Origin of the sequence: Kangiella sp. HZ709, from assembly GCF_009674675.1 — a bacterium.
GTDB lineage: Bacteria > Pseudomonadota > Gammaproteobacteria > Enterobacterales > Kangiellaceae > Kangiella.
In genome coordinates this window covers 433,762-457,287 of the sequence record NZ_WKJC01000002.1, presented here as the reverse complement: position 1 = coordinate 457,287, position 23,526 = coordinate 433,762, and the positions used below count along the sequence as shown (strand labels likewise).

Annotated in this window: 24 protein-coding genes; 14 read left to right on the top strand and 10 right to left on the bottom strand. The window is 40.2% G+C overall.

Going from position 1 to position 23,526, the window contains the following annotated elements:
* Genes ribBA through GJS41_RS10995 form a run of 5 tightly spaced genes read left to right on the top strand, consistent with a single transcriptional unit; the run spans position 1 to position 3,506 of the window.
* Complete coding sequence (gene ribBA / locus GJS41_RS11015; RefSeq protein WP_154247404.1) at positions 1 to 1,113, top strand: bifunctional 3,4-dihydroxy-2-butanone-4-phosphate synthase/GTP cyclohydrolase II; 1,113 nt, start codon at positions 1 to 3, stop codon at positions 1,111 to 1,113.
* Between the two features lie 20 nt (positions 1,114 to 1,133).
* Complete coding sequence (gene ribH, locus GJS41_RS11010) at positions 1,134 to 1,610, top strand: 6,7-dimethyl-8-ribityllumazine synthase (protein ID WP_154247403.1); 477 nt, start codon at positions 1,134 to 1,136, stop codon at positions 1,608 to 1,610.
* A 17-nt stretch (positions 1,611 to 1,627) separates the two neighbouring features.
* The gene (nusB, locus tag GJS41_RS11005; protein WP_154247402.1) at positions 1,628 to 2,050 is read left to right on the top strand and encodes a transcription antitermination factor NusB; all 423 of its coding nucleotides are present in this window, start codon (positions 1,628 to 1,630) and stop codon (positions 2,048 to 2,050) included.
* A 10-nt stretch (positions 2,051 to 2,060) separates the two neighbouring features.
* Positions 2,061 to 3,029 carry a thiamine-phosphate kinase gene (thiL, locus tag GJS41_RS11000; RefSeq protein WP_154247401.1) on the top strand — a complete coding sequence of 323 codons (969 nt, stop codon included), beginning with the start codon at positions 2,061 to 2,063 and terminating at the stop codon, positions 3,027 to 3,029.
* A 3-nt stretch (positions 3,030 to 3,032) separates the two neighbouring features.
* Positions 3,033 to 3,506, top strand: a complete 474-nt coding sequence (locus GJS41_RS10995) for a phosphatidylglycerophosphatase A (protein WP_154247400.1) — start codon at positions 3,033 to 3,035, stop codon at positions 3,504 to 3,506.
* 16 nt (positions 3,507 to 3,522) lie between these two features.
* Here the strand turns inward: GJS41_RS10995 and dxs are convergent, their stop codons facing one another.
* From dxs to GJS41_RS10980, 3 genes are read right to left on the bottom strand one after another with little or no spacing between them, the layout of a single operon-like run.
* Positions 3,523 to 5,364 (bottom strand): 1-deoxy-D-xylulose-5-phosphate synthase, encoded by a 1,842-nt coding sequence (gene dxs, locus GJS41_RS10990; RefSeq protein ID WP_154247399.1) that lies wholly within the window; start codon positions 5,362 to 5,364, stop codon positions 3,523 to 3,525.
* 20 nt (positions 5,365 to 5,384) lie between these two features.
* Positions 5,385 to 6,305 (bottom strand): (2E,6E)-farnesyl diphosphate synthase, encoded by a 921-nt coding sequence (ispA, locus tag GJS41_RS10985; RefSeq protein ID WP_195758386.1) that lies wholly within the window; start codon positions 6,303 to 6,305, stop codon positions 5,385 to 5,387.
* Between the two features lie 24 nt (positions 6,306 to 6,329).
* Positions 6,330 to 6,551 carry an exodeoxyribonuclease VII small subunit gene (locus tag GJS41_RS10980; protein WP_154247398.1) on the bottom strand — a complete coding sequence of 74 codons (222 nt, stop codon included), beginning with the start codon at positions 6,549 to 6,551 and terminating at the stop codon, positions 6,330 to 6,332.
* Between the two features lie 176 nt (positions 6,552 to 6,727).
* Between GJS41_RS10980 and GJS41_RS10975 the strand changes: the two genes are divergently transcribed.
* The 3 genes from GJS41_RS10975 to GJS41_RS10965 all read left to right on the top strand — a co-directional run bounded on the left by GJS41_RS10975 (position 6,728) and on the right by GJS41_RS10965 (position 11,280).
* A complete protein-coding gene (locus tag GJS41_RS10975) occupies positions 6,728 to 8,389 on the top strand; it encodes a glutamine--tRNA ligase/YqeY domain fusion protein (RefSeq protein ID WP_154247397.1) in 1,662 nt (553 codons plus the stop codon).
* 236 nt (positions 8,390 to 8,625) lie between these two features.
* Positions 8,626 to 10,458, top strand: a complete 1,833-nt coding sequence (locus tag GJS41_RS10970) for an AsmA family protein (RefSeq protein ID WP_154247396.1) — start codon at positions 8,626 to 8,628, stop codon at positions 10,456 to 10,458.
* Between the two features lie 57 nt (positions 10,459 to 10,515).
* Positions 10,516 to 11,280, top strand: a complete 765-nt coding sequence (locus GJS41_RS10965) for a DUF4097 family beta strand repeat-containing protein (RefSeq protein WP_154247395.1) — start codon at positions 10,516 to 10,518, stop codon at positions 11,278 to 11,280.
* Positions 11,281 to 11,359: 79 nt separating this feature from the next.
* On the opposite strand, the gene rpoD is transcribed toward GJS41_RS10965, so the two are convergent.
* The 4 genes from rpoD to rpsU form a co-directional block, all read right to left on the bottom strand.
* Entirely contained in the window at positions 11,360 to 13,198 is a 1,839-nt protein-coding gene (rpoD, locus tag GJS41_RS10960; protein WP_154247394.1) for an RNA polymerase sigma factor RpoD, read from the bottom strand.
* A 128-nt stretch (positions 13,199 to 13,326) separates the two neighbouring features.
* Entirely contained in the window at positions 13,327 to 15,135 is a 1,809-nt protein-coding gene (gene dnaG, locus GJS41_RS10955; protein ID WP_154247393.1) for a DNA primase, read from the bottom strand.
* 121 nt (positions 15,136 to 15,256) lie between these two features.
* On the bottom strand, positions 15,257 to 15,703 hold the full coding sequence (locus GJS41_RS10950; RefSeq protein WP_370515704.1) for a GatB/YqeY domain-containing protein: 447 nt from the start codon (positions 15,701 to 15,703) through the stop codon (positions 15,257 to 15,259).
* 36 nt (positions 15,704 to 15,739) lie between these two features.
* Positions 15,740 to 15,955, bottom strand: coding sequence for a 30S ribosomal protein S21 (gene rpsU, locus GJS41_RS10945; RefSeq protein WP_110199417.1), 216 nt, complete (start codon positions 15,953 to 15,955; stop codon positions 15,740 to 15,742).
* A 263-nt stretch (positions 15,956 to 16,218) separates the two neighbouring features.
* On the opposite strand from rpsU, the gene tsaD reads away from it, so the two are divergent.
* Entirely contained in the window at positions 16,219 to 17,238 is a 1,020-nt protein-coding gene (gene tsaD, locus GJS41_RS10940) for a tRNA (adenosine(37)-N6)-threonylcarbamoyltransferase complex transferase subunit TsaD (RefSeq protein ID WP_154247392.1), read from the top strand.
* Between the two features lie 23 nt (positions 17,239 to 17,261).
* Here tsaD and nhaA read toward each other — a convergent pair whose 3' ends face one another.
* From nhaA to plsY, 3 genes are all read right to left on the bottom strand, one after another.
* On the bottom strand, positions 17,262 to 18,443 hold the full coding sequence (gene nhaA, locus GJS41_RS10935; RefSeq protein ID WP_154247391.1) for a Na+/H+ antiporter NhaA: 1,182 nt from the start codon (positions 18,441 to 18,443) through the stop codon (positions 17,262 to 17,264).
* 74 nt (positions 18,444 to 18,517) lie between these two features.
* Entirely contained in the window at positions 18,518 to 19,702 is a 1,185-nt protein-coding gene (locus tag GJS41_RS10930; protein ID WP_154247390.1) for a multidrug effflux MFS transporter, read from the bottom strand.
* The gene (plsY, locus tag GJS41_RS10925; RefSeq protein ID WP_370515703.1) at positions 19,692 to 20,297 is read right to left on the bottom strand and encodes a glycerol-3-phosphate 1-O-acyltransferase PlsY; all 606 of its coding nucleotides are present in this window, start codon (positions 20,295 to 20,297) and stop codon (positions 19,692 to 19,694) included. Before plsY ends, GJS41_RS10930 begins: the two co-directional genes overlap by 11 nt.
* A gap of 108 nt (positions 20,298 to 20,405) precedes the next feature.
* Here plsY and folB point away from each other — a divergent pair, with 108 nt between their 5' ends.
* From folB to GJS41_RS10900, 5 genes are read left to right on the top strand one after another with little or no spacing between them, the layout of a single operon-like run.
* Entirely contained in the window at positions 20,406 to 20,765 is a 360-nt protein-coding gene (gene folB / locus GJS41_RS10920; protein WP_370515702.1) for a dihydroneopterin aldolase, read from the top strand.
* 17 nt (positions 20,766 to 20,782) lie between these two features.
* Entirely contained in the window at positions 20,783 to 21,283 is a 501-nt protein-coding gene (gene folK, locus GJS41_RS10915; RefSeq protein WP_154247388.1) for a 2-amino-4-hydroxy-6-hydroxymethyldihydropteridine diphosphokinase, read from the top strand.
* Positions 21,284 to 21,298: 15 nt separating this feature from the next.
* On the top strand, positions 21,299 to 22,006 hold the full coding sequence (locus GJS41_RS10910) for an SDR family oxidoreductase (protein WP_370515701.1): 708 nt from the start codon (positions 21,299 to 21,301) through the stop codon (positions 22,004 to 22,006).
* Positions 22,006 to 23,250: a class I SAM-dependent methyltransferase gene (locus GJS41_RS10905; protein ID WP_154247387.1), complete on the top strand. Its 1,245-nt coding sequence runs from the start codon at positions 22,006 to 22,008 to the stop codon at positions 23,248 to 23,250. Before GJS41_RS10910 ends, GJS41_RS10905 begins: the two co-directional genes overlap by 1 nt.
* Positions 23,247 to 23,519 carry a hypothetical protein gene (locus tag GJS41_RS10900; protein ID WP_154247386.1) on the top strand — a complete coding sequence of 91 codons (273 nt, stop codon included), beginning with the start codon at positions 23,247 to 23,249 and terminating at the stop codon, positions 23,517 to 23,519. The genes GJS41_RS10905 and GJS41_RS10900 overlap by 4 nt, the downstream gene beginning before the upstream one ends.
* Positions 23,520 to 23,526: the final 7 nt, after the last annotated feature.

Below are 23,526 nucleotides of genomic sequence, written 5' to 3'. Positions count from 1 at the left end.
ATGAAGCTTAATTCGATTGAAGAAATTATTGAAGATATCCGTAACGGAAAAATGGTCATCCTAATGGATGATGAAGATCGAGAAAATGAAGGCGATCTGGTAATGGCAGCTTCTCAAGTTAGGCCGGAAGATATTAACTTTATGGTGAGTCATGCCCGTGGCTTAGTCTGTATGCCTATGACCGAAGCGCGTTGCGAACAATTAAACTTACCGTTAATGTCCAATCAAAATGGCGCTAAGTTTAGCACTAATTTTACTGTTTCAATTGAAGCAGCTGAGGGAGTAACGACGGGTATCTCTGCGGCTGATAGAGCTAGAACCATTATTGCGGCAGTTAACCCAAAAGCTAAGCCCAATGATATTGTCCAACCTGGTCATATTTTCCCCATCATGGCGCAACCTGGTGGTGTGCTTAACCGAGCTGGGCATACTGAAGCTAGTTGCGATTTGGCTAGAATGGCAGGCTTTGAACCCGCTGCAGTTATCGTTGAAATCTTAAATGAAGATGGGACTATGGCTCGTCGTGCTGATTTAGAAATTTTTGCGCAAAAGCATGATTTAAAAATTGGTACCATCGCCGATTTAATTGAGTATCGTTCTACAAAAGAAAAGTCAGTTGAGAAAGTTTCAGAGTGTCATTGGCCAACTGAACATGGTGACTTTAGATTGCATACTTATAAAGATTCAATTGATGAACAAATTCATTTTGCGTTGGTTAAAGGCAATCCTAAGCAGCAAGATTCAGCTTTGGTTAGAGTTCACTTAGCTAATAACCTGGGTGATTTATTAGAAGCTCAGCGTGGCAAGAAATCTCATTGGACGCTGGCGAATGCTATTGAAAGAATTGCTGATGAAGGTGAGGGCGTTGTAGTCGTTTTAGCAAATAAAGAATCAAATGAAGAGTTACTAAATAAAATCAGAAAATTTGAACAGGAAGACAAGGGAGAGCCTTTGTCTCAAGAACAGCAGCGTCAGAAAAAACGCACCGTTGGTATAGGCTCGCAGATTTTAGCGGATCTTGGGGTCCATAAAATGCGTTTGTTAAGTTCTGGGTCCAAATATACTGGTTTAGCTGGTTATGGTTTAGAAATTGTGGAAAATATTTCGGAATAGAAACTAGGAATGCAAATAGAATGAGCAACTTTAAACTCGATTTTTCAGAAATCAACTATCAAGCTGGCCGCATTGCTATTGTGCACGCGCGCTTTAATGAGCCTTTGATTCATATGATGATTGAGGGTGCTCAGGCAAAACTTGCTGAGCTTTCAGTGCCTCAAGAGTCCATTGAACTGTTTAATGTGGCCGGCGCTTATGAACTTCCGCTAGCTGCACAGCAAGTAGCAAAGTCCGGTAAATTTGATGCAATAATTGCGATCGGTGTGGTGATTAAAGGTGATACGCCGCACTTCGACTTTGTTTCAACTGAATCGAGCGCTGGCTTGATGCGCGTTTCTTTAGATGAAGAGTTACCGATTATTTTTGGTATTCTAACAACAAATACCGAAGCACAGGCTGAAGAACGGGCTAATCCGCGTAAAATGAATAAAGGCGGCGAGGCAGCAGCTACAGCTATCGAAATGATTAATTTAAAACAATCTTTAAAAGGTTAAGGGCAAGAGGTTTTAGCATGAGTTTCAAACCATCAATGAGACGCAAAGCTCGTGAATATTCTGTACAGGCTATTTATCAATGGCAAATGTCTGGCAATCCTTTAAATGAGATTGAAGCACAATATTTAACCACTATGAACAGTAAGAAAGTAGATACTGAATACTTTCAAGAATTGTTTATGGGTGTCTTAACCGATTTAGAAAATATTGATAATAAGTTAGCGCCGGCATTAGAAAGAGATATTGAAGAAATAGATCCGATCGAAAGAGCTGTTATTAGATTATCAGCTTTTGAATTAATGAAGCGAATAGATATTCCTAAGAAAGTGGTCATCAATGAAGGTATTGAATTGGCCAAAACTTTTGGTGCAACTGATGGACACAAATTTGTAAATGGCGTTCTCGATAAAATAAGCAAAGTATTACGTCCACACGAATAAGCATTCTTTGATGGCTGAATTTAATATCATCCAGCAATATTTTAATTTTGAACAGAAAGCTTCTGAATCAATTGTTAAAGCTATTGGCGATGATTGTGCCATTTTAGAAATCCCTAAAAGTAAACAGCTAGTCACTAGTGTCGATACTCTTGTGGCTGGTGTTCACTTTTATGCAGATGTATCTCCGCGAGATTTAGCTTACAAAGCGTTAGCAGTTAACGTTAGTGATTTACTTGCTATGGGGGCCAATCCTCTAGCTTATACGCTGGCAATAACCTTACCTGAAAACGATAAGGCTTGGCTTGAAGCATTCTCCCAAAGTCTTAAAGATACTTCAGAGAAATTTTCTATAAACCTTATAGGTGGCGATACAACCCAAGGCCCATTAAGTATTTCTATTCAAGTCTTTGGTTTGGTAACAAAGCATAAAGCGGTGTTAAGATCCGGTGCTCAAGTTTATGATGATGTTTGGATTACTGGTACTTTAGGTAGCGCCAGGACTGCTTTAGATGTAAATCATAGGCAAGATCTAAATGAATTTGAATCATCTCTATGGAATAAACTAGTTAGACCAGAGATCCCTTATCACTTTGCTAAAAAGAAATTTTCGAAGTTTGCCAGTGCTGCTATTGATATTTCAGACGGCTTATATGCAGATTTGAGTCATATTCTGAATCAGAGTCAATTAGGGGCAGAAGTAATGATCGAAGCTCTGCCATTAGATGAAGCTTTGATTGAGGTTGCAGGTATCGAGCAAGCACGTCAATTTGCTTTGAATGGTGGTGATGACTATCAATTATGCTTTACTGCACATAAAGATTATCGCAATAAAATTCATAGGCACGCAGATAAAACTAACACTAGAGTAACGCGAATTGGCAAGATAACCGCAGAAAAGAACTCACTGAAAGTACTACTTAACAAAGATGATTACGAAATCAACCAAGCGAGTTGGCAACATTTCCTCACTACTAAATAATATATGTCTTTTAATAAAACCATTCTTACTGATCCTATACATTTTTTAGCCTTTGGTTTTGGCTCAGGGTTATTGCCCAAAGCTCCTGGAACTTGGGGAACCTTGATAGCTATTCCTATTTGGTTATTGTTATCGCAATTAAGCTTGGAGTATTACTTATTAGCGACAGCGCTACTTAGTGTTTTGGGAATATGGATTTGTGGAGCTAGCTCTGAAAAGCTAGGTGTCCACGATCATGGGGGTATAGTGTGGGATGAAATTTGTGGCTTTTTAGTTGCTATGATAGCCATTCCTGTTACTTGGTATTGGTTGTTGTTAGGTTTTATATTGTTTAGATTTTTTGACATTATGAAACCTTGGCCAATTAAAATTTTAGATAAAAAAGTAAAAGGCGGCTTTGGGATTATGATTGACGATATTATTGCTGGCGCTTTAGCTGCGGTGATATTGCAGTTAGCTTTATACTTTCTCAACTAATCAAAACAAGCTTAGTTTATTGAGTAACTTGTAAGATTTTTGCTTTAGTCAGTTCAATTCGTTCGAATAAATCTTTAGTATCACCATGCTCAATAAAGCGATCAGGTAAGCCTAAGTTTTTCACTCTAATTTGAATATTATTTTCTAGAATAAATTCATTCACCGCACTACCGGCGCCACCCATGATGGCATTCTCTTCTAGAGTAATAAATAAATCATGAGAGTCTGCTAACTCTTTTATCAAAGCTTCATCCAGCGGTTTTACAAAACGCATATCAGCAACGCTGGCATCGATTTCTTCCGCCGCTTCCATCGCTAGTGGCAACATAGATCCAAAAGAAAGGATCGCCACTTTTGCGCCGGTACGTTTCATCTCACCTTTGCCTAACGGGAAAGGGGTAAAAGTTTCTTGAGGTACAACACCGGTTCCTATTCCTCGAGGGTAACGAACAGCTGCAGGGCCTGCATACATATAGCCAGTATATAAGCATTGGCGGCATTCGTTTTCGTCGCTAGGCGCCATTATTACCATGTTCGGGATACAGCGTAAGAAGCTAATGTCGAAGGCCCCATTATGCGTCGCGCCATCACCGCCAACTAAACCTGCACGATCAATGGCGAATAGCACATCGAGATCTTGTAAGGCGACATCGTGTATTAATTGATCGTATCCACGTTGTAAAAATGTTGAGTAGATGGCACAAACGGGTTTTAACCCTTCGCACGCTAATCCAGCAGAAACGGTCACCGCATGTTGCTCAGCAATCCCCACATCAAAATATCGATTAGGGAACTCGCGTGAAAAACGGATCATATCTGAGCCTTCACGCATTGCTGGCGTAATACCTATTAAGCGTTCATCTTGCGCGGCCATATCACATAAGAAATCGCCAAAGATATTGGAATAGGTTTTTGGTTTTACCCCTTTAGGCAAGTCAGTGACTTTTGGATCAAAAATGGGCACGCCATGATAAGCAATAGGATCATTTTCTGCCGGCTCGTAGCCTTTGCCTTTTCGCGTAACAATGTGTAAAAACTGAGGGCCTTTAAGTGTTTTTATGGTTTCTAAGGTACTTAAGAGTGTAGGCAAGTCATGACCATCGATAGGACCAATATAATGAAAACCTAACTCTTCAAATAAGGTACCAGGCAGTAGCATACCGCGCATATGCTCTTCAGCACGTCCCACAAAGTCAGATAATGGCTTCATGCCATGCAACGCTTTTTTACCGGTTTCTCGGACACGTTGATAAAAACGCCCAGCCAATAATTTTGCTAAGTATTTATTTAAGGCCCCAACGTTTTCTGAAATAGACATTTCATTATCATTCAGAACCACCAACATGTTGGTGTCAGTGTCTGCAGCGTGATTCATGGCTTCAAATGCCATGCCGCCCGTTAAGGCTCCATCACCAATGACTGCAACACAATGACGTTCTTCGTCTTTTTGTTTAGCGGCCATGGCCATGCCTAGAGCTGCACTAATGGAGGTGCTGGAGTGGCCAACAGCAAAAGTATCGTATTCGGATTCAGTTCTTACAGGGAAAGGGTGTAAACCATCAGTTTGGCGGATGGTTGCTAATTGATCGCGACGTCCAGTAAGTACTTTGTGCGGATAAGCCTGATGGCCAACGTCCCAAACGATTCTGTCGTCCGGGGTATTAAAGATATAGTGTAAAGCGACAGTTAACTCTACCGTACCTAAACCGGCAGCGAAATGACCTCCGCAACCGCTGATAGTATCAATCAAGTATTGACGTAACTCGTCGGCTAAAAGCAATAACTGATCTTTCTCCAGTTCTCTAAGTTGAATTGGAGAGTCAATAGTTTGCAAAATTGGATAAGAGTTATCGCTCATAATCTAACTAATAATACCGTTTAGTGGCGGCGCTGGGTAATAAAGAGCGCTAGTTGCGCGAGGTTGGCGGTATTGTACGGCAACTTGTCCAAGGCTTGTAGCGCCAAGCTTAATAAATCTTGTAATTTTTGTTTAGAACCATCAATTCCAATTAATGCAGGATAAGTATTTTTATCTTTTTCTTGATCGGAGCCTTGCGGCTTGCCTAAAGTTTCTGTGTCAGACTCTATATCCAAGATATCGTCTTGCACTTGGAAAGCTAAGCCAATAGCGTCAGCATATTCTTCTAGCAGAACCTGCTCGAAAGGCTTGATTGAGCCAGCACAAAGAGCTCCAAGTAAGACGCTGGCCTTGATCAAGGCACCTGTTTTCATGCGATGCATATTCTCTAGTGTCGCCAAATCGATGGTTTTATTTGTGGATGCTAAATCAATCGCTTGACCGCCGCCCATACCCAGTGAACCACTTGCTTTAGCTAATAAAGATAGCATGCTTAGTTGTTGCGATTTGGCCGAGTTGGTAAATTTGGGGGCAGATAAAATTTCAAAGGCTAGAGTATGCAAAGCATCGCCCGCTAAAATAGCGGAGGCTTCGTCAAACTCTATATGACAAGTTGCTTTACCTCGCCTTAAATCATCATCATCCATCGCAGGCAAGTCATCATGTACCAATGAATAACAGTGAATAAGCTCTACAGCTAAAGCTGTTTGATCGAGATCTTCTAGTTTGGCATTAAAAGCTAAGCCGGTTAAGTAGACCAATAAAGGCCTAACTCGCTTACCACCGTTTAATGCTGAATAGCGCATGGCTAGGTGTAAGTTATGTGGCTCTATATTATCGCTTGGCAAAGAATCAGCAATAATGCTTTCAATCCTTGTTTGCCAATGGTTGATTTCCTCTGCAAAGCCATCGGTAGTCGGAATGGAAGTGTTCATAGACATGACTGGAGTGTTTACTACTTGCATTTATTCTTCGGCATCAAAAACTTCTTCTTTACCATTCATTAAAATAGTAACTTTTTGTTCTGCTTCGGCAAGGTGCTTTTGACATTGGCGTGATAGTTTCACGCCTTTTTCAAATATCTTTAAGGCTTCATCTAATGGCAAATCACCATCTTCTAACTGCTCAACAAGAGCTTCTAACTCTTCCAGTTGATTTTCAAAATTGTTTTTCTTTGCTGCTGCCAAAATAAGGTCTCAAAATTACTCTTAATGGTTATATTGTCGCTTATTCAAACCTAAAAAGGAAGAAATTGAGCATGCTTTGATAAATTTGCTAAAAGCATTCGCACTGACTTGTAAATACCGCTAAAATCCCCACTTATTCATACTAATGAGTGTGATTACTCCTTGAAGTGAGCAGCATGAGCGAAACCGTAAAATATACTGATTTTATTAGAAATATTATTGATAAAGACTTAGCCGAAGGAAAAAACGATGGCCGTGTCCATACCCGTTTTCCGCCTGAGCCAAATGGTTATTTACATGTGGGCCATGCTAAGTCGATTTGCCTAAATTTTGGTATAGCTGAAGCTTATCAAGAACATGGCGCAGTATGCAATTTGCGCTTTGATGATACCAATCCAGAAAAAGAATCAGAAGAATTCGCCAAAGCTATTCAAGAAGACGTGAAATGGTTGGGTTTTGAATGGCACCAAGATGTGCATAACGCATCGGATTATTTTGAAGACTTGTATGGCTTTGCTAAGCTACTCATTGAAAAAGGCTTGGCTTACATCGACGAGTCTTCGCCTGAAGCTATGAAAGAAGCTCGTGGTAACTTCCAAGTTGCAGGAACAGAAAGCCCTTATCGAAATAGACCCGTAGAAGAAAGTTTAGATTTGTTTGAGAGGATGCGCGCGGGGGAGTTCGAAGACGGTAAAATGGTGCTACGTGGTAAAATCGATATGGCTCATCCCAATATGTTGATGCGGGATCCGGTTTTGTATCGTATTAAACGTATGCATCATATTAAAACTGGCGATAAGTGGTGCATTTACCCAATGTACGATTTTACTCACTGTATTTCGGATGCTTTAGAGGAAATTACTCATTCACTCTGTACCCTTGAGTTTGAGGTTAATCGTCCTTTGTATGATTGGGTTTTAGATAACTTGGATATCCCTGCAAGGCCATATCAGTATGAATTTTCACGGCTAAACTTAGCTTACACCATTACTTCTAAGCGTAAATTGACCCAGTTGGTTGAGCAGAATTTAGTGGATGGCTGGGATGACCCTCGAATGCCAACTATTTCTGGTATGCGCCGTCGTGGTTATACTCCAATGTCCATTCGCAATTTCTGTAAAGCTGTTGGTATCTCAAAAGTAAATAGTGTTACCGACATGACTTTGCTGGAAGATAATGTTCGGCATGATTTGGATGCAACGGTCGAGCGTCGTATGGCAGTAATGGATCCTATCAAAGTAATCATTACTAATTATCCTGAAGATAAAGAAGAAATGCTAACAGGGAAAAATCATCCAAAAAATGATGAGATGGGAACCCGTACCTTAGCTTTTAGCCGCGAACTTTATATTGACCGTGCGGATTACCGCGAAGAAGCCAATAAAAAGTATAAGCGCATGGTTAAAGGTGGTGAAGTGCGCTTGCGAAATGCTTATGTGATTCGTGCCGACGAAGCAGTTTATGATGCAAATGGTGACATCACAGAACTACATTGTAGTTACGATCCTGACACTTTGGGTAAAAATCCAGAAGGACGCAAAGTGCGTGGTGTGATTCATTGGGTTTCAGCTAAGCACGCTAAACCAGCTTTAATTAGACAGTATGATCGTTTATTTAAAGTTGATAATCCGGGCGCTATGGATAACTTCTTAGAAGCTTTAAATGAAAATTCTTACAGCGAACAAACAGCAATGGTTGAAGCTAGTTTAGCGGATGCTAATCCAGAGGACAGGTTTCAGTTTGAAAGAGAGGGTTATTTCACGGCAGATCGTTTTGATCATGGTGAGAAACTCGTATTTAACCGTACCGTGACTCTACGAAACGCCTGGCAAGGTTAAAACAGCTTTAAGAATAGACGCCTTAACACCTAGAAAAAAGAAGCCAATCAATTGATTGGCTTTTTTAAATGTCTACTAAATAAGATATTATGACAAGATATCTACTAACTTAGTGAGCTAAAGTTGCAGAAAGTTCATTCTTTTTTTAATTATTTGCACTGATACGTTTGAAACTTAACATTTGTCAGCTACTCTAAGTCTATATCAGCAAAACAAGCTAAACATCGGACATTATTATGAAGTCGTTTCTAAAAGGGATCCTTTGGTTAATCACCAGTTTATTTATCATATTGGCAATATTAGTTGGCATCGCTTTTTATGTGTTTGATAGCGATAACTTGAAATCCCGTGCTATTAGCATGGTTAAAGAGCAAACGAGTGCAGACTTAACCATTGAAGAAGATCTATCCTTGAACTTCTTTCCTTGGTTAGAGGTTGAGACCGGAAAAATCAAATTATCAAATCCAGATGGATTCAACCGAGATAAAAATCTACTGTCTGTAAATGAATTAAAGGCCAGTATTAAATTAATGCCTTTATTAAAAGGGCAGATAGAAATAGGGGCGATTGAACTAACAGACTCTGAGCTAAATTTATTGAGAGACAAGCAGGGCCGCTCTAACCTTGATGTATTAATTACTAATAGTCAAAAGACTCAACCCTCTACGGAAAATAAAACTGTTGAGTCTGAAACAAGCTTAAGCGTGAGCCGTATCGGTTTAGATAGTTTTGTACTTAACCAATACAACCCGAATGGCAAGCTTACGCAAAGCTTCAGTTTGAATCAATTTGACCTCAATCAGTTTGCGTTTGATCAGTGGACTCCGATAAGTGCTAGTGGCGAATTTATCAGTGGTAGTGGTAAAACAGAAGCTAATTGGCAGCTGAACAGTGAAGTAAATGTGGCTACTGGCGGACAAGAAATTTCTCTGCGGCAGACTAGTGCTGTAATGGATAACATGGGCAATAAGTTGAACCGTTTAGAGCTTGCCGGTGATACCAAGGTTAGCCTAAACAATGAAAACAGTAAAATAAGTCATGAGGGTAGCCTACTGGCAGATGGCCAAAAATTTGTTATGGAGCTGAATGCGATTTTTAGTACCTTCAAAGATATCCAGCTGAACCTTAAGGCCGAAGATCTAAACCTAACTCCTTTGCTAGCTTCGGACAATAAAGGTGCAGGAGAAGGTTCTGCACCATTTGATGGCAAACCGATTGCCGACTTTTTAAAGCGTGCTCGAATCAAAGGGACTTTTGCTGCGGACACAATTACCTTTAATAAGACAAAACTCAGTAATGTACAAGCCAACCTTTCCAATAAAGGAACTACTTTATGGTTAAAACCTTTTAAAGCCAGCGCTTTTCAAGGAGGTATTAGCAGTGACGCAAGTATTAATTTTGCCAGCTCACCATTAGCATTAAGTATTTCACCTCGAATGCAAAAAATTCAAGTGGGTGATTTAATAAGTGAAATGTTTGAGCTGGAGAAATTAACGGGGTTGGGCGATTTGGATTTAGATCTATCGACTCGCGGAATCGAATTCAAACAAATGCTGAAAAACTTATCAGGTACTGGCGCTATTAATTTATCCGATGGTGCTTTGAGTGGTTGGGATTTGAATAAAATCATTGAGTCGGGTATCAATCTACAAACCCTTACCACTGCGAATTCTTTTAAAGGGAAAACTAGTTTTGCAGGTTTAAAAAGCGATTTGAAAGCCGATAAAGGCTTGATTCAACTTAATAATATCGCTTTAGTTACTCCATTATTTGATTTAGTGGGTGCTGCCAGCACTAATGCAAATAAAGAAAGCTTGGCTGGCAACTTTCAACTGGTATTAAAGGGTGCGCTTAAGGATCAGCTAGAGAAAAAATATCCACAATTAGCTGGGGTTGATTTGCCATTTGAGCTAAAAGGTACCTGGACAGAGCCTAGGCCTAGTATTGATTTTGAGAGTATGCTGAAAGCCAAGTATAAATCACAAATAGATAAAGAAATCGATGATAAAAAGAAAGAGCTTGAGGATGAGATCAAAAAGAAATTATTGGATAAATTGAAATTCGACTAAACCCTTTTTCATATCACTACATCTAATAAGAAACGAAACAAAAGTGAGAGATTTAAAATGAACAAATTAACTAAGTCAGTATTGGCGCTGGCGGCAACTACATTATCATTTGGTGTATTCGCCGATGTTGAGCGTGAGTTTTCAGAAACGTATAACTTTAGCAGTAATGGTACCGTTCGAGTGGAAAACATTAACGGTAACATTAAACTCGAAGGCTGGGATCGCGACCAAATCCAATTGGAATATACTGCCAGTGCAGATGACAAGGATGATTTAGAGCGTATAGAAGTTGAAATTGATGCTTCATCAAGTCATTTCTCGGTGGATGTAGAATTTAAGAAAAAATCGAGCTGGTTTGGCGGATGGAATGGTTCTTCAGGCGAAGTAGAGTTCCGTTTAAAAGTACCTCATGAAGTTGTTTTAAAGATGATAGATTCTGTTAACGGTAATGTAGCCATTAGCGATGTTTATGGCGACATTAAAGCAGAAACGGTCAATGGTAAGGTCAAAATTGAAAATGCTGGCTCAGACGTTTCTGTCGATACGGTCAATGGCGATGTTAAAATTGTCATGCAACAATTTAAAGGCGATCAACGTATTAAATCTGAGAGCGTTAACGGTGATATTGAAGTGTACTTGCCTGAAAATGAAGGTTTTAGGTTAGATGCTGAAACCTTAAATGGCGATTTATCCAATGACTTTGGTATTGAAGTTGAAGAAGGTAAGTATGTCGGAGCTGATATGGAAGGGCGCTATAAAAGCGGTAATGCTCGCTTATTGTTCGACACCGTTAATGGCGATATTGAAGTTAGAAAAGACTAACCAAACAAAATGAGCAAATAAAAAGGCTTCCAATTGGAAGCCTTTTTTACATCAGTTATTAAGTAGACTTTGTATTTCATTATTCGTCTAAATAGGTACGCAATTTTTCAGAGCGACTAGGGTGGCGCAGTTTGCGTAAGGCTTTTGCTTCAATCTGACGAATACGCTCACGAGTGACATCAAACTGCTTGCCTACTTCTTCTAAGGTATGGTCGGTGTTCATATCGATACCAAAACGCATGCGCAATACTTTTGCTTCACGAGCAGTTAGGCCACCTAAGATCTCGCCAGTGACTTCTCTCAAGCTTTCGCCTGTTGCGGCATCTACCGGAGAGTCGATAGTAGTATCTTCAATAAAGTCACCTAAATGCGAATCTTCATCATCACCGATAGGGGTTTCCATAGAAATAGGTTCTTTAGCAATTTTTAAGACTTTACGAATTTTATCTTCTGGCATTTCCATACGCTCTGCCAGCTCTTCAGGTTGTGCTTCACGGCCCATTTCTTGTAACATTTGACGCGAAATACGATTTAACTTATTGATAGTTTCAATCATATGCACTGGAATACGAATGGTACGCGCTTGGTCAGCGATGGAGCGAGTAATCGCCTGACGGATCCACCAAGTCGCATAAGTTGAGAACTTATAACCACGACGGTATTCGAACTTATCCACCGCTTTCATCAAACCAATATTACCTTCTTGGATTAAGTCTAAGAACTGTAAACCGCGGTTAGTGTATTTTTTTGCAATCGAAATCACTAATCTTAAGTTCGCCTCAACCATTTCTTTTTTAGCGCGACGAGCCTTAGCTTCGCCAATAGACATTTCACGATTGGCTTCTTTAATTTCAACTACGGTTAAATTACAGCTACTTTCAATCAGTTGTAATTTGCGTTGTGCTTTTTCAATATCTTCTTCGTACTCTTTTAATGCTTCAGAAAATTTTGACTTTTTGTTTAAGTGGCCTTGCAACCATTCAGGGTTAGTTTCAGCACCTGAGAAGGTTGTGATAAAGGTTTTACGCGGCATCTTCGAGCGATTGACCGCCATTTTCATAATGGCACGCTCTTGCTCACGAATACCTTCCATCTTTAAGCGAAGATTAATCACTAAGAAATCAAACATGCGCGGCGAGAGACGAATTTGCATAAATTGTTCATTCATAGCATCGATTTGTTTTATGCTAGATTTATGGCTACGACCATATTTAGCAACGGCTTTAGCAGTTTTATTATACTGCTTCTTTAATTCCTTAAAGCGTGCCGCAGCTTCTTCCGGATCTGGACCAGTATCTACTTCTGTTTCATCTTCATCATCGTCGTCATCGTCATCTGAATTCTCTGCTTCTGCTAGCTTCGCAGCTTCTGATTCTTCTTGAACGAACTCTTCTTCTTCACCATCACTAAAGCCAGTAATGATATCAGTCAATCGACCTTCTTCTGCTAAATAAGCATCGTATTCTTCAAGTAAAATACGAATGGTATCAGGGTATTTACCAATGGCAGTTAGAACTTGTTTCAAGCCTTCTTCAATACGCTTTGCGATATCGATTTCGCCTTCCCGCGTCAATAGCTCAACAGTCCCCATTTCACGCATATACATACGGACAGGATCGGTGGTGCGGCCAAATTCACTATCAACACTAGCTAGAGCTGCAGCAGCTTCTTCAGCGGCATCTTCATCGGTAACAGAATCGTCGTTTAATACTAATTCGTCAGCATCAGGTGTTGACTCAAAAACCTGTATCCCCATATCGTTGATCATACGGATGATACCTTCAATTTGCTCTGGATCGACAATGTCTGGCGGTAAGTGATCGTTTACTTCAGCATAAGTTAAATAACCTTGCTCTTTACCGCGAGCGATCAACAATTTAAGTTGCGATTGCTGTGATTGAGTCGAATTTTCTGCCATTGAGGTACCTACGATAATCCTAAAATTGTGGGATAATTATTGTTAAAAATAATTATAGCGCAAACCCCTAATTATACAGGTGTGCGTCGTTATTCTACAAGCGATAGTTTTCGCGCTAAACGCTAATTTTATTGTTTGGATAACAGCAATAATTGCTGATATTCAGCTTTTTCTGATGAACTTAGGCCTTGCTCCATCGACTTGTTTTGTAGTGTTGAGAGGCGATGATTTCTAGCTTCTTTAAGCAAGGTTTGTATACAATCTTGTAGTTCTTGGGCTTCATTACCGCGAATCTTTTCTTCACGTTCAGCAATTGCTAGTTGGCTCATACGTGCATATAAAGGCTTTTCTCGCCAATACTCGAGCAAAGCACCGCTACTTAAATTGGGATTTTTATGAATGATTTCAAGTATTTCGTGTAATATTTTTGGACCAGAACTATTCAAACTTAACAGCCAATCATAACCATTGATTGAAAGCCCTAGGGTTGGTTGTTGTAAGAGTAAAGTTATTGCTAATTGAACGCTCTTGTTTGATGCTTTATTTGGCTTATTAGCATCTTGGGGAATGCCAGAGTTGTGATTAGCTTGATAGGTAGGCTTTGTAGCGGTCTGTTTGCCAGTGATATTATTGGTTGAATTTGAAAGCAATGATTCAATTTTATCAATGGCTAAACCACTGGCCACAGCAATCGATTGGGTAAATAGCTCTCGATAGACTGGGTCAGTAATTTTTTCGATATAGGGTTTGGCTAAATGAACCAACTGGCCGCGCCCTGCGACAGAATCAAGATCCACTTGCGAGCTAAGATACTTGAGTAAAAAATCAAAAGTAGAGTGTGAGCGCTCTACTAATTGTTCAAATTTGTCTTTACCGACTTTTCTTACCATGGAATCGGGATCTTCGCCATCAGGTAAGAACATCAGTTTGATTTCACGCCCTTCCCGTAGTTGCGGTAAACCATGCTCTAAAGCTTTTAAGGCTGCGTTACGACCAGCTTTATCTCCGTCAAAACATAAGACTAGTTCACGACTGGTTCGAAACAGTTGTTGAATGTGAGTAGCAGTGGTGGCAGTTCCTAAAGTAGCGACTGCATTAGTGATTTCAAACTGTGCTAATGCAACCACATCCATATAGCCTTCAACAATTAAAATTCTGGCTAAATTCCTGTTTGCTTGACGAGCTTGATGTAACCCATAGAGCTCATTGGATTTATGAAAGATAGGTGTTTCAGGAGAGTTTAAATACTTGGGTTCACCATCGCCCATGACTCTGCCACCAAAGGCGATAACACGTCCGCGCTTGTCCTTAATTGGAAACATAATTCGGTCGCGAAATCGATCATAAACTCGACTGCTATCACCATCTTTTTGGATCAACATGCCACAATCAATAAGTTGTTGCTTGAGCTTTGGATTTTTAGCAAAACTACCGAATAATTTCTCTAAAGAGTCCCAAGCCTCAGGGACAAAGCCTAAACCAAAGTGTTTAGCAATCTCACCACTCAAACCCCTGTTTTTTAAGTAGTTTACAGCAGCTTTGCCATTCGCCGATCTTAGTTGTTGTTGATAAAAACTGGCTATTTTAGACATCAAGTCATATAGCGAATTGTCAATTTTTGGCCTGTTATCATTGCCTTCTTCGCGGGGTACTTCCAACCCTATACTTGAGGCTAATTCTTCTACTGCGTCGGGGAATTCTAAACGATCGTATTCCATCAAAAAGCTAATGGCGTTACCATTAATGCCACAGCCAAAGCAATGATAAAATTGCTTAGTTTGACTGACATTAAAGGAAGGGGTTTTTTCACCATGAAAAGGGCAGCATGCCTTATAATTTGCGCCGGCTTTTTTTAGCGGCACACGCGAATCAATCAAATCAATAATATCAATTCGATTAAGTAAGTCCTGAATAAAGTGCTGCGGGATTAACCCCATGAATAAAGCCTATTAGATGCTAACAACTTGCGAGTTGAAGTTATCATAGCAGAGTGTGCAATTAGAAAAAATGCTTATAAAGTTAAGCAGTTAATTATAGATATATTTTGTTGGAGAAGTCTTAAGAAAGACGAGCTTTGATTTTACCACTGACCGGGCCCATGTCGGCGCGACCTTGTAACTGTGGCTTAAGGATACCCATAACTTTACCCATATCGCGAATCGATTCTGCCCCAGATTTGGCTACAGCATCGTCAATCAATTGATCAATTTCGGTATCAGTTAATGGTTGAGGAAGAAAATCCTGAATTACAGCAATTTCTGCATGTTCCACATCCGCCAATTCTTGACGATCTGCTTCTTCATACATCTTTATTGACTCGCGACGCTGTTTCACCATTTTATCTAAAATGGCTAGAATCGCCGTATCATCTAGTTCAATGCGCTTATCAACTTCAATCTGCTTAATCGCAGCTAATGCCAAACGAATAGTGGTTAAACGCGCTTTATCTTTCGCACGCATAGCCTCTTTCATGGCATTGTTAATAGTCGCTTTTAAATCTGACACGGCAATTCCTGCTAACTAAGTGTTAAAGCTTAGTTATTAGTACAAGCGAATGCGACGAGCGTTTTCGCGAGCAACTTTTTTCGCAGCACGTTTAACCGCAGCAGCTTTTTCACGCTTACGAACAGATGTTGGCTTCTCGTAGTATTCACGCTTACGAACTTCCGCCAAAATACCTGCTTTTTCACATGAACGCTTGAAGCGACGCAACGCAACGTCAAATGGCTCGTTGTCTTTTACTCTTACGCTTGGCATTAAAAATCACCTAACCTTAAAATGTTTAAAATAAATATTAATTAAATCAATATGTTAACTCTTGAGCCTTAGTGGCTGCAGGGACTAAAATAGTACTCCTGACAACAAGAGGGCGGGAATTTTAGCTATTTTTCGATCAAAAAGCAAAGGATCTGGCATTTAAAGTTCCTGAATTTGCCATTAATTTCATATAATCCTAAATACTCGCTATATATCGCATTCTCCATTAAAATCCATACCAGTTTGGTATTAATGGCAACCTTATGAAAATCCTTGGAATTGAAACCTCTTGCGATGAAACTGGAATCGCTATTTATGATAGTGAAAAAGGTATCATTGCCGATGCTTTATATTCTCAAGTTGAATTACATGAAGAATATGGAGGCGTCGTTCCAGAGCTCGCCTCGCGCGATCATGTGCGTAAAGCCATACCCTTGATTAAGCAAGTTTTAACCGAAGCAAACTGTAGCAAAAAGGATATCGATGCGATTGCCTATACCAAAGGCCCAGGTTTAATAGGCGCTTTATTTGTTGGCGTTGGTGTTGGCCGAAGTCTTGCTTATGCCTGGGATATTCCAGCTATTGGTGTTCACCACATGGAAGGGCACTTGTTAGCGCCTTTGTTGGAAGACGATAAGCCAGAATACCCATTCGTCGCTTTGTTAGTTTCGGGAGGCCATACTTTATTAGTGGATGTAAAAAACTTAGGGGAATACACCATTCTTGGTGAATCGATCGACGATGCCGCAGGTGAGGCTTTTGATAAAACCGCAAAAATTATGGGTTTGGGTTATCCAGGTGGGCCCGCCATCGCAAATTTAGCTTTAAAAGGCCGTCCAGGAATTTATAAACTTCCGCGTCCTATGACCGATAGACCAGGACTTGAATTTAGCTTTTCAGGTTTAAAAACCGCGGTTGCTAATCTTTATATGAAATCCGACAAGTCAGAACAAGCGCTAGCCGATATTGCCTATGCGTTCCAAGAAGCTGTAGTCGATACTATTTTTATAAAATGTCGTCGCTCTTTAGTACAAACAGGGCATAAGCGACTGGTAGTTGCGGGCGGCGTTAGCGCTAATATTTCTTTGCGGGAAAAGCTTAGTGAACTGCTCGAATCTAAAGGCGGTAAAGCTTATTACCCAAGGCCAAAATTTTGCACGGATAATGGCGCTATGATTGCTTACGCTGGCTTTGCTCGCTATCAGGCAGTGTTAGAAGGGACTGGTGAGTTTGAAGAATCAGTCATCCGGGCGAAACCTAGATGGCCGATAGAAGAGCTATAAACTCAAGATTTAAAAGTAAGGTATTAGCTTTTTTCCTTTAGCGTAAATTTTAAGATTAAATATCCTGTAATTCCAGATAATAGCGATCCGATAATAATCCCTAATCGTTCATCAAATAGCAGGTTGACGCCCGTTTCCTCAAAAGCAAGCGAGCCAATAAATAAACTCATGGTAAAGCCAATACCGCAAAGCGCTGAAGTTCCTAATAGATGCGGAATTTGAATGCTATCGGGTAATCTAATGAGTTTAACTTTTATGGCTAACCAACAAAGTCCGAAGATGCCAACGATTTTGCCAACAAAAAGTCCTAGAATAATTCCTACCGGCACGCTGTGAGTAATTTGCTCTAAACCAACTCCTTTGAGATTTATCCCGGCATTGGCAAAAGCAAAGATCGGTAGAATGGCAAAAGCGACAATATGATGCAGATCTTTTTCTAAGCTTTTTAATGGCGAAACCGAAGGGTTTTTGTTGTTTCTAATGGGGATGAATATAGCGACTAACACGCCTGCCAAAGTGGCATGGACTCCAGATTTTAACGTGGCAACCCAGATCATTAAACCAATTAAAATATAAGGGCTCTTTTCCACCACATTAAAACGATTCATCAAAGCCAGCACAGGTAAACATGCTGCTACAAATATTAAAGCGGTGATAGATATTTTAGAGGTATAGAAAATAGCGATAATGATAATGGCGCCGATATCGTCAAAAATTGCCAATGAAGTTAAAAATATTTTTAGCGTTACCGGTACTCTAGAGCCAAGTAAGGATAAAACACCCAAAGCAAACGCTATATCAGTCGCAGCAGGAATTGCCCAACCTTTAATGGCAACCGGGTCATCATAATTAAAGTAGGCATAAATTAAAGCGGGTACCAACATGCCGCCAATAGCACCAACAGCCGGAAGCATGATGTTTTCTTTATTGGATAACTCTCCTTCAATCAATTCGCGCTTAAGCTCTAAACCGACCATAAAGAAAAATATGGCCATCAAGCCATCATTGATCCATAACAATAAAGGTTTAGCAATTTCCAGCGCTCCAACGCGAATTTCAACTGGCGTTGAGAGTAATAATTCGTAGTAGATGTTTAAAGGGGTGTTGGCAAAAATAATTGCTAAGATTGCTGCAATGATTAATAAGATACCACCGGCAGATTCTAGTTTCAGGAACTGGGTGATATAAGATTGTTGATTAGTCATAAATTTATTATTGAGTTTCCTAATCTAATTATAGTTTTAAAAAGTGAAAGCTGGGTGAATAAAAAATAGGTGGATCATTCTTGCCCTAAGTTTAAAGCTTGCACAATGACCACGATCAACAAAGGAATAAACATTAAGATAGCTAAATTTAATGGCGTTCCATCGTTTAATAATCCTAAAAGTACTCCTGCAAATGCGCCGCTTCCAAAGCGCAAAGTGCCTATAACGGCGGTAGCCGTGCCTGTTTGTTGCGGGAATTGCATGAGTATTAGAGCGTCAGAATTAACAGCAATCAGAGCTATTCCAAAAATAATAGGAAATAAGACAACAGCCGAGTAATACAGGCTGAGTTCCAGTTTGGTTATCAATAAAAAAGCCCCAGCGCTGATAACCGCAATCGTCATGCCGATTTTAAGCATGAATTGACTTCCTTTTTTGACCACCAGCCGAGTGTTAGTGATGTTTGCTAGCATTAAAGCTAAAACATTCACTCCGAACAAGATACTAAAATGGCCTTCGCTGACTTTGAAGTATTCGATATAGACAAAGGCTATTGAGGTGATGTAACAAAAAAAAGCAAATGAACAAAGCATCGAACTGATGATATTGACCAATGATTTTTTATGACTAAAAACTAAATGGTAATTACTAAAGAACTCATGCAGCCAGTTACGATCTCTTTTTAAAGGAATGCTGACTGGAAGTTTCCAGATCACAAGTATTAGGATTAGTAGAGCGTAAGCCGCCAAGCTATAAAAAATGGTGGGCCAAACGGAAACTTCTAAGATTAAACTGCCAATGGCGGGAGCTACTAATGGCGCCACCATCATGATCATGCTGACGTAAGATAGGCCTTTAGAAGTATGTTCACCATAGAGATCACGAATAATTCCGGCAACGACTACCGTTGCACCGCTACCAAAAACGGCCTGGACAAATCTTAAACTTAGAAAGCTATGTTCTTGCTCGGTGCTAGCTAACAGTATTGAACAAATAATAAACCCGATTAGTCCAGAGATGACTACTTTTCTTCGACCTATGCGATCCGACATGGGGCCAAACACTAACATTCCCAAAGCGTAGCCAGCTAGGTAAAGGCTTAGTGAAATTTGGATAGCATTATTGGAACTATTAAGATCTTTGGCTATGACTGGCATAGCGGGTAAATACATATCAATCGCTAATGGAGTAATGGCCACCATCGATGCTAATAGCGGCAATAACTTCAGCGGATTAAGAGAGCGACTGTTATTGGTCATTAATTGGGGCTTTATCGGTTAGTTTTTTTTCAGTACCTTGCCACAGGTTTTTGATATTGCTTCGGTGTCGCCATATCAGTATTAATGACATAGCAAACAAAGGGAAGAAGTATTTTTTATCGATATAAAAGCCAAAGGCGGATACCGCGATGCTAGTGACCAGAGATGCCAAAGACGAATAGCGGGTGAAAAAAGCGGTTATTGCCCAAGTGATAAAACCGTAGAGTAGTAATATAGGAGATAAGGCGACCAGCACTCCAAAGTAAGTGGCCATGCCTTTGCCACCTTTGAAGTTGAAATACAATGGATACAGGTGGCCAATAAAAGCCATAAAACCCACCCAGCCGAGATCACGGGTATGTAACTCTAAAGCGTAGCCAATGAGGATAGGGATAATGGCCTTTATGATGTCGCCGAGCAAAGTCAAAGTTGCGGCTTTTTTTCCACCGAGGCGCAAGACATTGGTGGCGCCTGGGTTATGAGAGCCCACTTCGCGCGGATCGGGTAATTTCATCATGCGACAAACTATAACAGCGCTAGAAATTGAGCCTGTTAAATATGCTAATAACCAAAGTGAAATAACTGGGATATCCACCAAGAGCTGTCTGCCGCCGAAAGGATAAATATTTGAAATCTCTTTATAACAAATTCACCAGGATTTGCTATCCTATTCAGCAAGTTTTAGGAAAATAACGAGAAATAAGTGGATATTACTTTTATAGAAGATTTAAAAGTCGATACGGTAATTGGAATTTATGATTGGGAGCGTCAAATCCGTCAAACCATTAGCATCGATTTGGAAATGGGTTGTGACATCTCACAAGCAGCTATCGAAGATACGATTGATCATTGTCTTGATTACAAGTCGGTGGCGAAAAGAGTTATTGGCTTTGTTGAAGCTGCTGAGTACCAAACCGTCGAGACGTTAGCAGAAAAAATTGCAGCGATTATACGCGATGAATTCCAGGTGCCGTGGCTACGATTGAAATTAAGCAAACCTGGGGCGGTTCGTGGTTCAAAAAATGTTGGCGTTTTAATTGAACGCGGACAAAAAACCGCTTAAGTCGAGCGTTAGTTTCAATGGCAACTATCTATATTAGTATTGGCTCAAATCAGGATGCTGAAAATCAGATCCGATATGGCATTAAAAGGCTGCAAGAAAAATTTTCCAAGTTACAGCTATCCAGCGTCTATGAATCAGAAGCGGTGGGTTTTGACGGTGATAACTTTCTAAATTTAGTGGCAAAAGCAAATACCCAGCTAACGATATCTCAAGTGGATCAAGCTTTCAAAAGAATTGAAGCCTCGGCTGGTCGTCGACGAGACGTGCCTAAGTTTAGCGATAGAACTTTGGATATTGATCTGCTGCTATACGATGACTTAGTGTGTGAGAAACCAGTTCAATTACCAAGGTTTGAAGTGAACAAGCATGCATTTGTTCTATTGCCTTTAGCTGAAATAGCTCCAGAGTTGAGACATCCGGTAAGCCAAAAAAACTATTTAGAACTTTGGCAAGCATTTGATAAAAAAGAACAACAAAAGTTATGGCCGATCGAGTTTGATTGGCAATCATTGATTTAATAAGGGGAGTATTCAGTGACTGTAGCACTAGTGACTGGCGGCGCCATTAGAGTAGGGCGAGCAATTGCATTGAAATTAGCTAAAGAAGGCTATGATATAGCGTTACACTATAATGGCTCTGAGGCCGCCGCTAAAAGCGCCCAGTTAGAGATTGAAGCGCTTGGTGGTAATTCGTTGTTAATTCAGTCGGATTTACAGCAGCTTGCGAATCCCAAAGAGATCATAAATTTGGCTAGTGAGTTGGGTGAGTTACAAGTGTTGGTCAATAGCGCTGCCATTTTTCCTGAAAATGATAGCATTGAGCAGCCATTAAATGGTTTTAACCGAGTAATGGATATCAATTTAAAAGCTCCTCTTCTCTTAGCGCAAGCTTTTGCTCAATCAAAACCCAGCAACGGCCACATCATTAATATTTTAGATAATCGTATTAAAAACCCTGCTGGCGATCATTTAGTGTATCGATTATCCAAAGCAGCTTTATGGCATTTAACCGAGTGCTTAGCCAAAGAGCTGGCTCCGAAGATCCAAGTCAATGGTTTGGGGCTTGGCGCAATTATGGCCCCGCCGGGAGCATCAGAAGATCATTTTATGCGGATGGCAAACCAGATCCCTTTGAACAGAACTGGCTCGCCGGAAGCCATTGCTGATGCGGTAGCTTTTTTAGTAGCACAAAGCTTTATTACTGGCGCTATTATTCCTGTGGATGGTGGTGAGTTTCTTTAATGCTTGAAACGAAAATCTTGCCAACTTTTTGTCAGTCCCTAGAGAATTATCAAAGCTATATTCAGCAAGAGCTAGCTCGACAACAATTACCGCAAGCAGTGCCATTAGCGATAAAGACTAGTTTTGAATTGGCAAAAACGATTGCCAGTAAAATCATCAAGTCGGGCTCAATTGATTTTCAAGATTTTATGCAGATGGCGTTATATCAAACCGGGTTGGGCTACTATGCTTCAGGTAACCAGAAATTTGGCTCCGGCGGTGATTTTGTCACAGCTCCAGAAATCTCTGCATTATTTGCTCAATCCTTTGCTCAAGAATTCATGCAAGTTTTTCAGCAAACTCAATCAAACATTTTAGAATTGGGCGCGGGTAGCGGTATTTTTTGTGTGGATTGTTTGCGGCAACTTGAAAAGGAAAATCAATTACCGCAAAACTATTATATTCTCGAAGTTTCTGCGGAATTAAGAGCTAGACAAGTTGCGCTTATTCAAGAAAAGTTGCCGCATTTAATTGATAGAGTCACTTGGCTCGAAACATTACCTAGAAATTTTGAGGGAGTGATTTTTGCAAACGAAGTTGCAGATGCCATTCCTGTTGATTTAATGATTAATAATGGCTCAGATAAGAACTCTAGTGTAGAAAAAGCGCAAGTAACGGTAACTGACGATGGCTTTGCTTTTGAATGGCAGGATGATACATACTCATTACCGAAGGTTTGTGAGCACGGACATAAATTTGAGCATCGAGGACAGCTTTCAGGCTGGATTAAATCGTTAGTAGAAGCTTGTCAGCGAGCGGTTATCTTTATTGTGGATTATGGTCATTCTGAAGATGAGTTATTCAATAGCTCACGTGCTGGCGGTACATTGCAGCAATATTATCGCCATCATAAAACCGATAATCCATTGCATTTGCTGGGTTTGCAAGACATTACTAGCTCGGTTAATTTTACTCAAGCAGCCTTGGCCGCCGATGGAGTAAAAGCTAACCTGCTGGGCTATAGCACCCAATCGATGTATTTATTAGCGGCTGGAATTGAGGGTTTAGCACAACAAATGATGGAGTCAGAAGTTACTTCTGATACAATGGCGAGCTTAAAAATAGGGCAGCAACTAAAGCAATTGTTACTGCCGGAAGAAATGGGCGAAACTTGCAAAGTCTTAGCCTTCTCAAAAGCGATTGATGCCGATCTTGATATTGACTTGAAAGGTTTTTCTCTAGACAACCAATTATACCGATTATGAAAAAACTTAGCTGGATATTATTAATCCTTTGTATCACGCTTACCCCTGATACAGCCTTTGCAGCAAAAGATGACTTGCCTTGGTGGGGGATCTTGTTATTGGTTTCATCGATATCTACAGCTATTTCTGTAGTGCTAGTTTGGCGTAATAAAAAGCTAGAGACTTTCACTGAAAAAGCTATGGGTTTTGGTGCTTGGTTTTGGTTTATTATCTTTTTGCAAGTTATGGTCTATGGCTTTTACATTGGGATAGAAAAGTATCTAAATTAATACTAAC

Bases quoted from the DNA above. Each gene is read 5' to 3' on its own strand.
- dxs (WP_154247399.1), bottom strand. From the start codon at position 5,364: ATGAGCGATAACTCTTATCCAATTTTGCAAACTATTGACTCTCCAATT.
- ribBA (WP_154247404.1), top strand. From the start codon at position 1: ATGAAGCTTAATTCGATTGAAGAAATTATTGAAGATATCCGTAACGGA.
- tsaD (WP_154247392.1), top strand. From the start codon at position 16,219: ATGAAAATCCTTGGAATTGAAACCTCTTGCGATGAAACTGGAATCGCT.
- GJS41_RS10900 (WP_154247386.1), top strand. From the start codon at position 23,247: ATGAAAAAACTTAGCTGGATATTATTAATCCTTTGTATCACGCTTACC.
- nhaA (WP_154247391.1), bottom strand. From the start codon at position 18,443: ATGACTAATCAACAATCTTATATCACCCAGTTCCTGAAACTAGAATCT.
- GJS41_RS10975 (WP_154247397.1), top strand. From the start codon at position 6,728: ATGAGCGAAACCGTAAAATATACTGATTTTATTAGAAATATTATTGAT.
- dnaG (WP_154247393.1), bottom strand. From the start codon at position 15,135: ATGGGGTTAATCCCGCAGCACTTTATTCAGGACTTACTTAATCGAATT.
- folK (WP_154247388.1), top strand. From the start codon at position 20,783: ATGGCAACTATCTATATTAGTATTGGCTCAAATCAGGATGCTGAAAAT.
- ribH (WP_154247403.1), top strand. From the start codon at position 1,134: ATGAGCAACTTTAAACTCGATTTTTCAGAAATCAACTATCAAGCTGGC.
- nusB (WP_154247402.1), top strand. From the start codon at position 1,628: ATGAGTTTCAAACCATCAATGAGACGCAAAGCTCGTGAATATTCTGTA.
- thiL (WP_154247401.1), top strand. From the start codon at position 2,061: ATGGCTGAATTTAATATCATCCAGCAATATTTTAATTTTGAACAGAAA.
- ispA (WP_195758386.1), bottom strand. From the start codon at position 6,305: ATGTCTATGAACACTTCCATTCCGACTACCGATGGCTTTGCAGAGGAA.
- rpsU (WP_110199417.1), bottom strand. From the start codon at position 15,955: ATGCCAAGCGTAAGAGTAAAAGACAACGAGCCATTTGACGTTGCGTTG.
- GJS41_RS10905 (WP_154247387.1), top strand. From the start codon at position 22,006: ATGCTTGAAACGAAAATCTTGCCAACTTTTTGTCAGTCCCTAGAGAAT.
- GJS41_RS10930 (WP_154247390.1), bottom strand. From the start codon at position 19,702: ATGACCAATAACAGTCGCTCTCTTAATCCGCTGAAGTTATTGCCGCTA.
- GJS41_RS10965 (WP_154247395.1), top strand. From the start codon at position 10,516: ATGAACAAATTAACTAAGTCAGTATTGGCGCTGGCGGCAACTACATTA.
- GJS41_RS10995 (WP_154247400.1), top strand. From the start codon at position 3,033: ATGTCTTTTAATAAAACCATTCTTACTGATCCTATACATTTTTTAGCC.
- rpoD (WP_154247394.1), bottom strand. From the start codon at position 13,198: ATGGCAGAAAATTCGACTCAATCACAGCAATCGCAACTTAAATTGTTG.
- GJS41_RS10970 (WP_154247396.1), top strand. From the start codon at position 8,626: ATGAAGTCGTTTCTAAAAGGGATCCTTTGGTTAATCACCAGTTTATTT.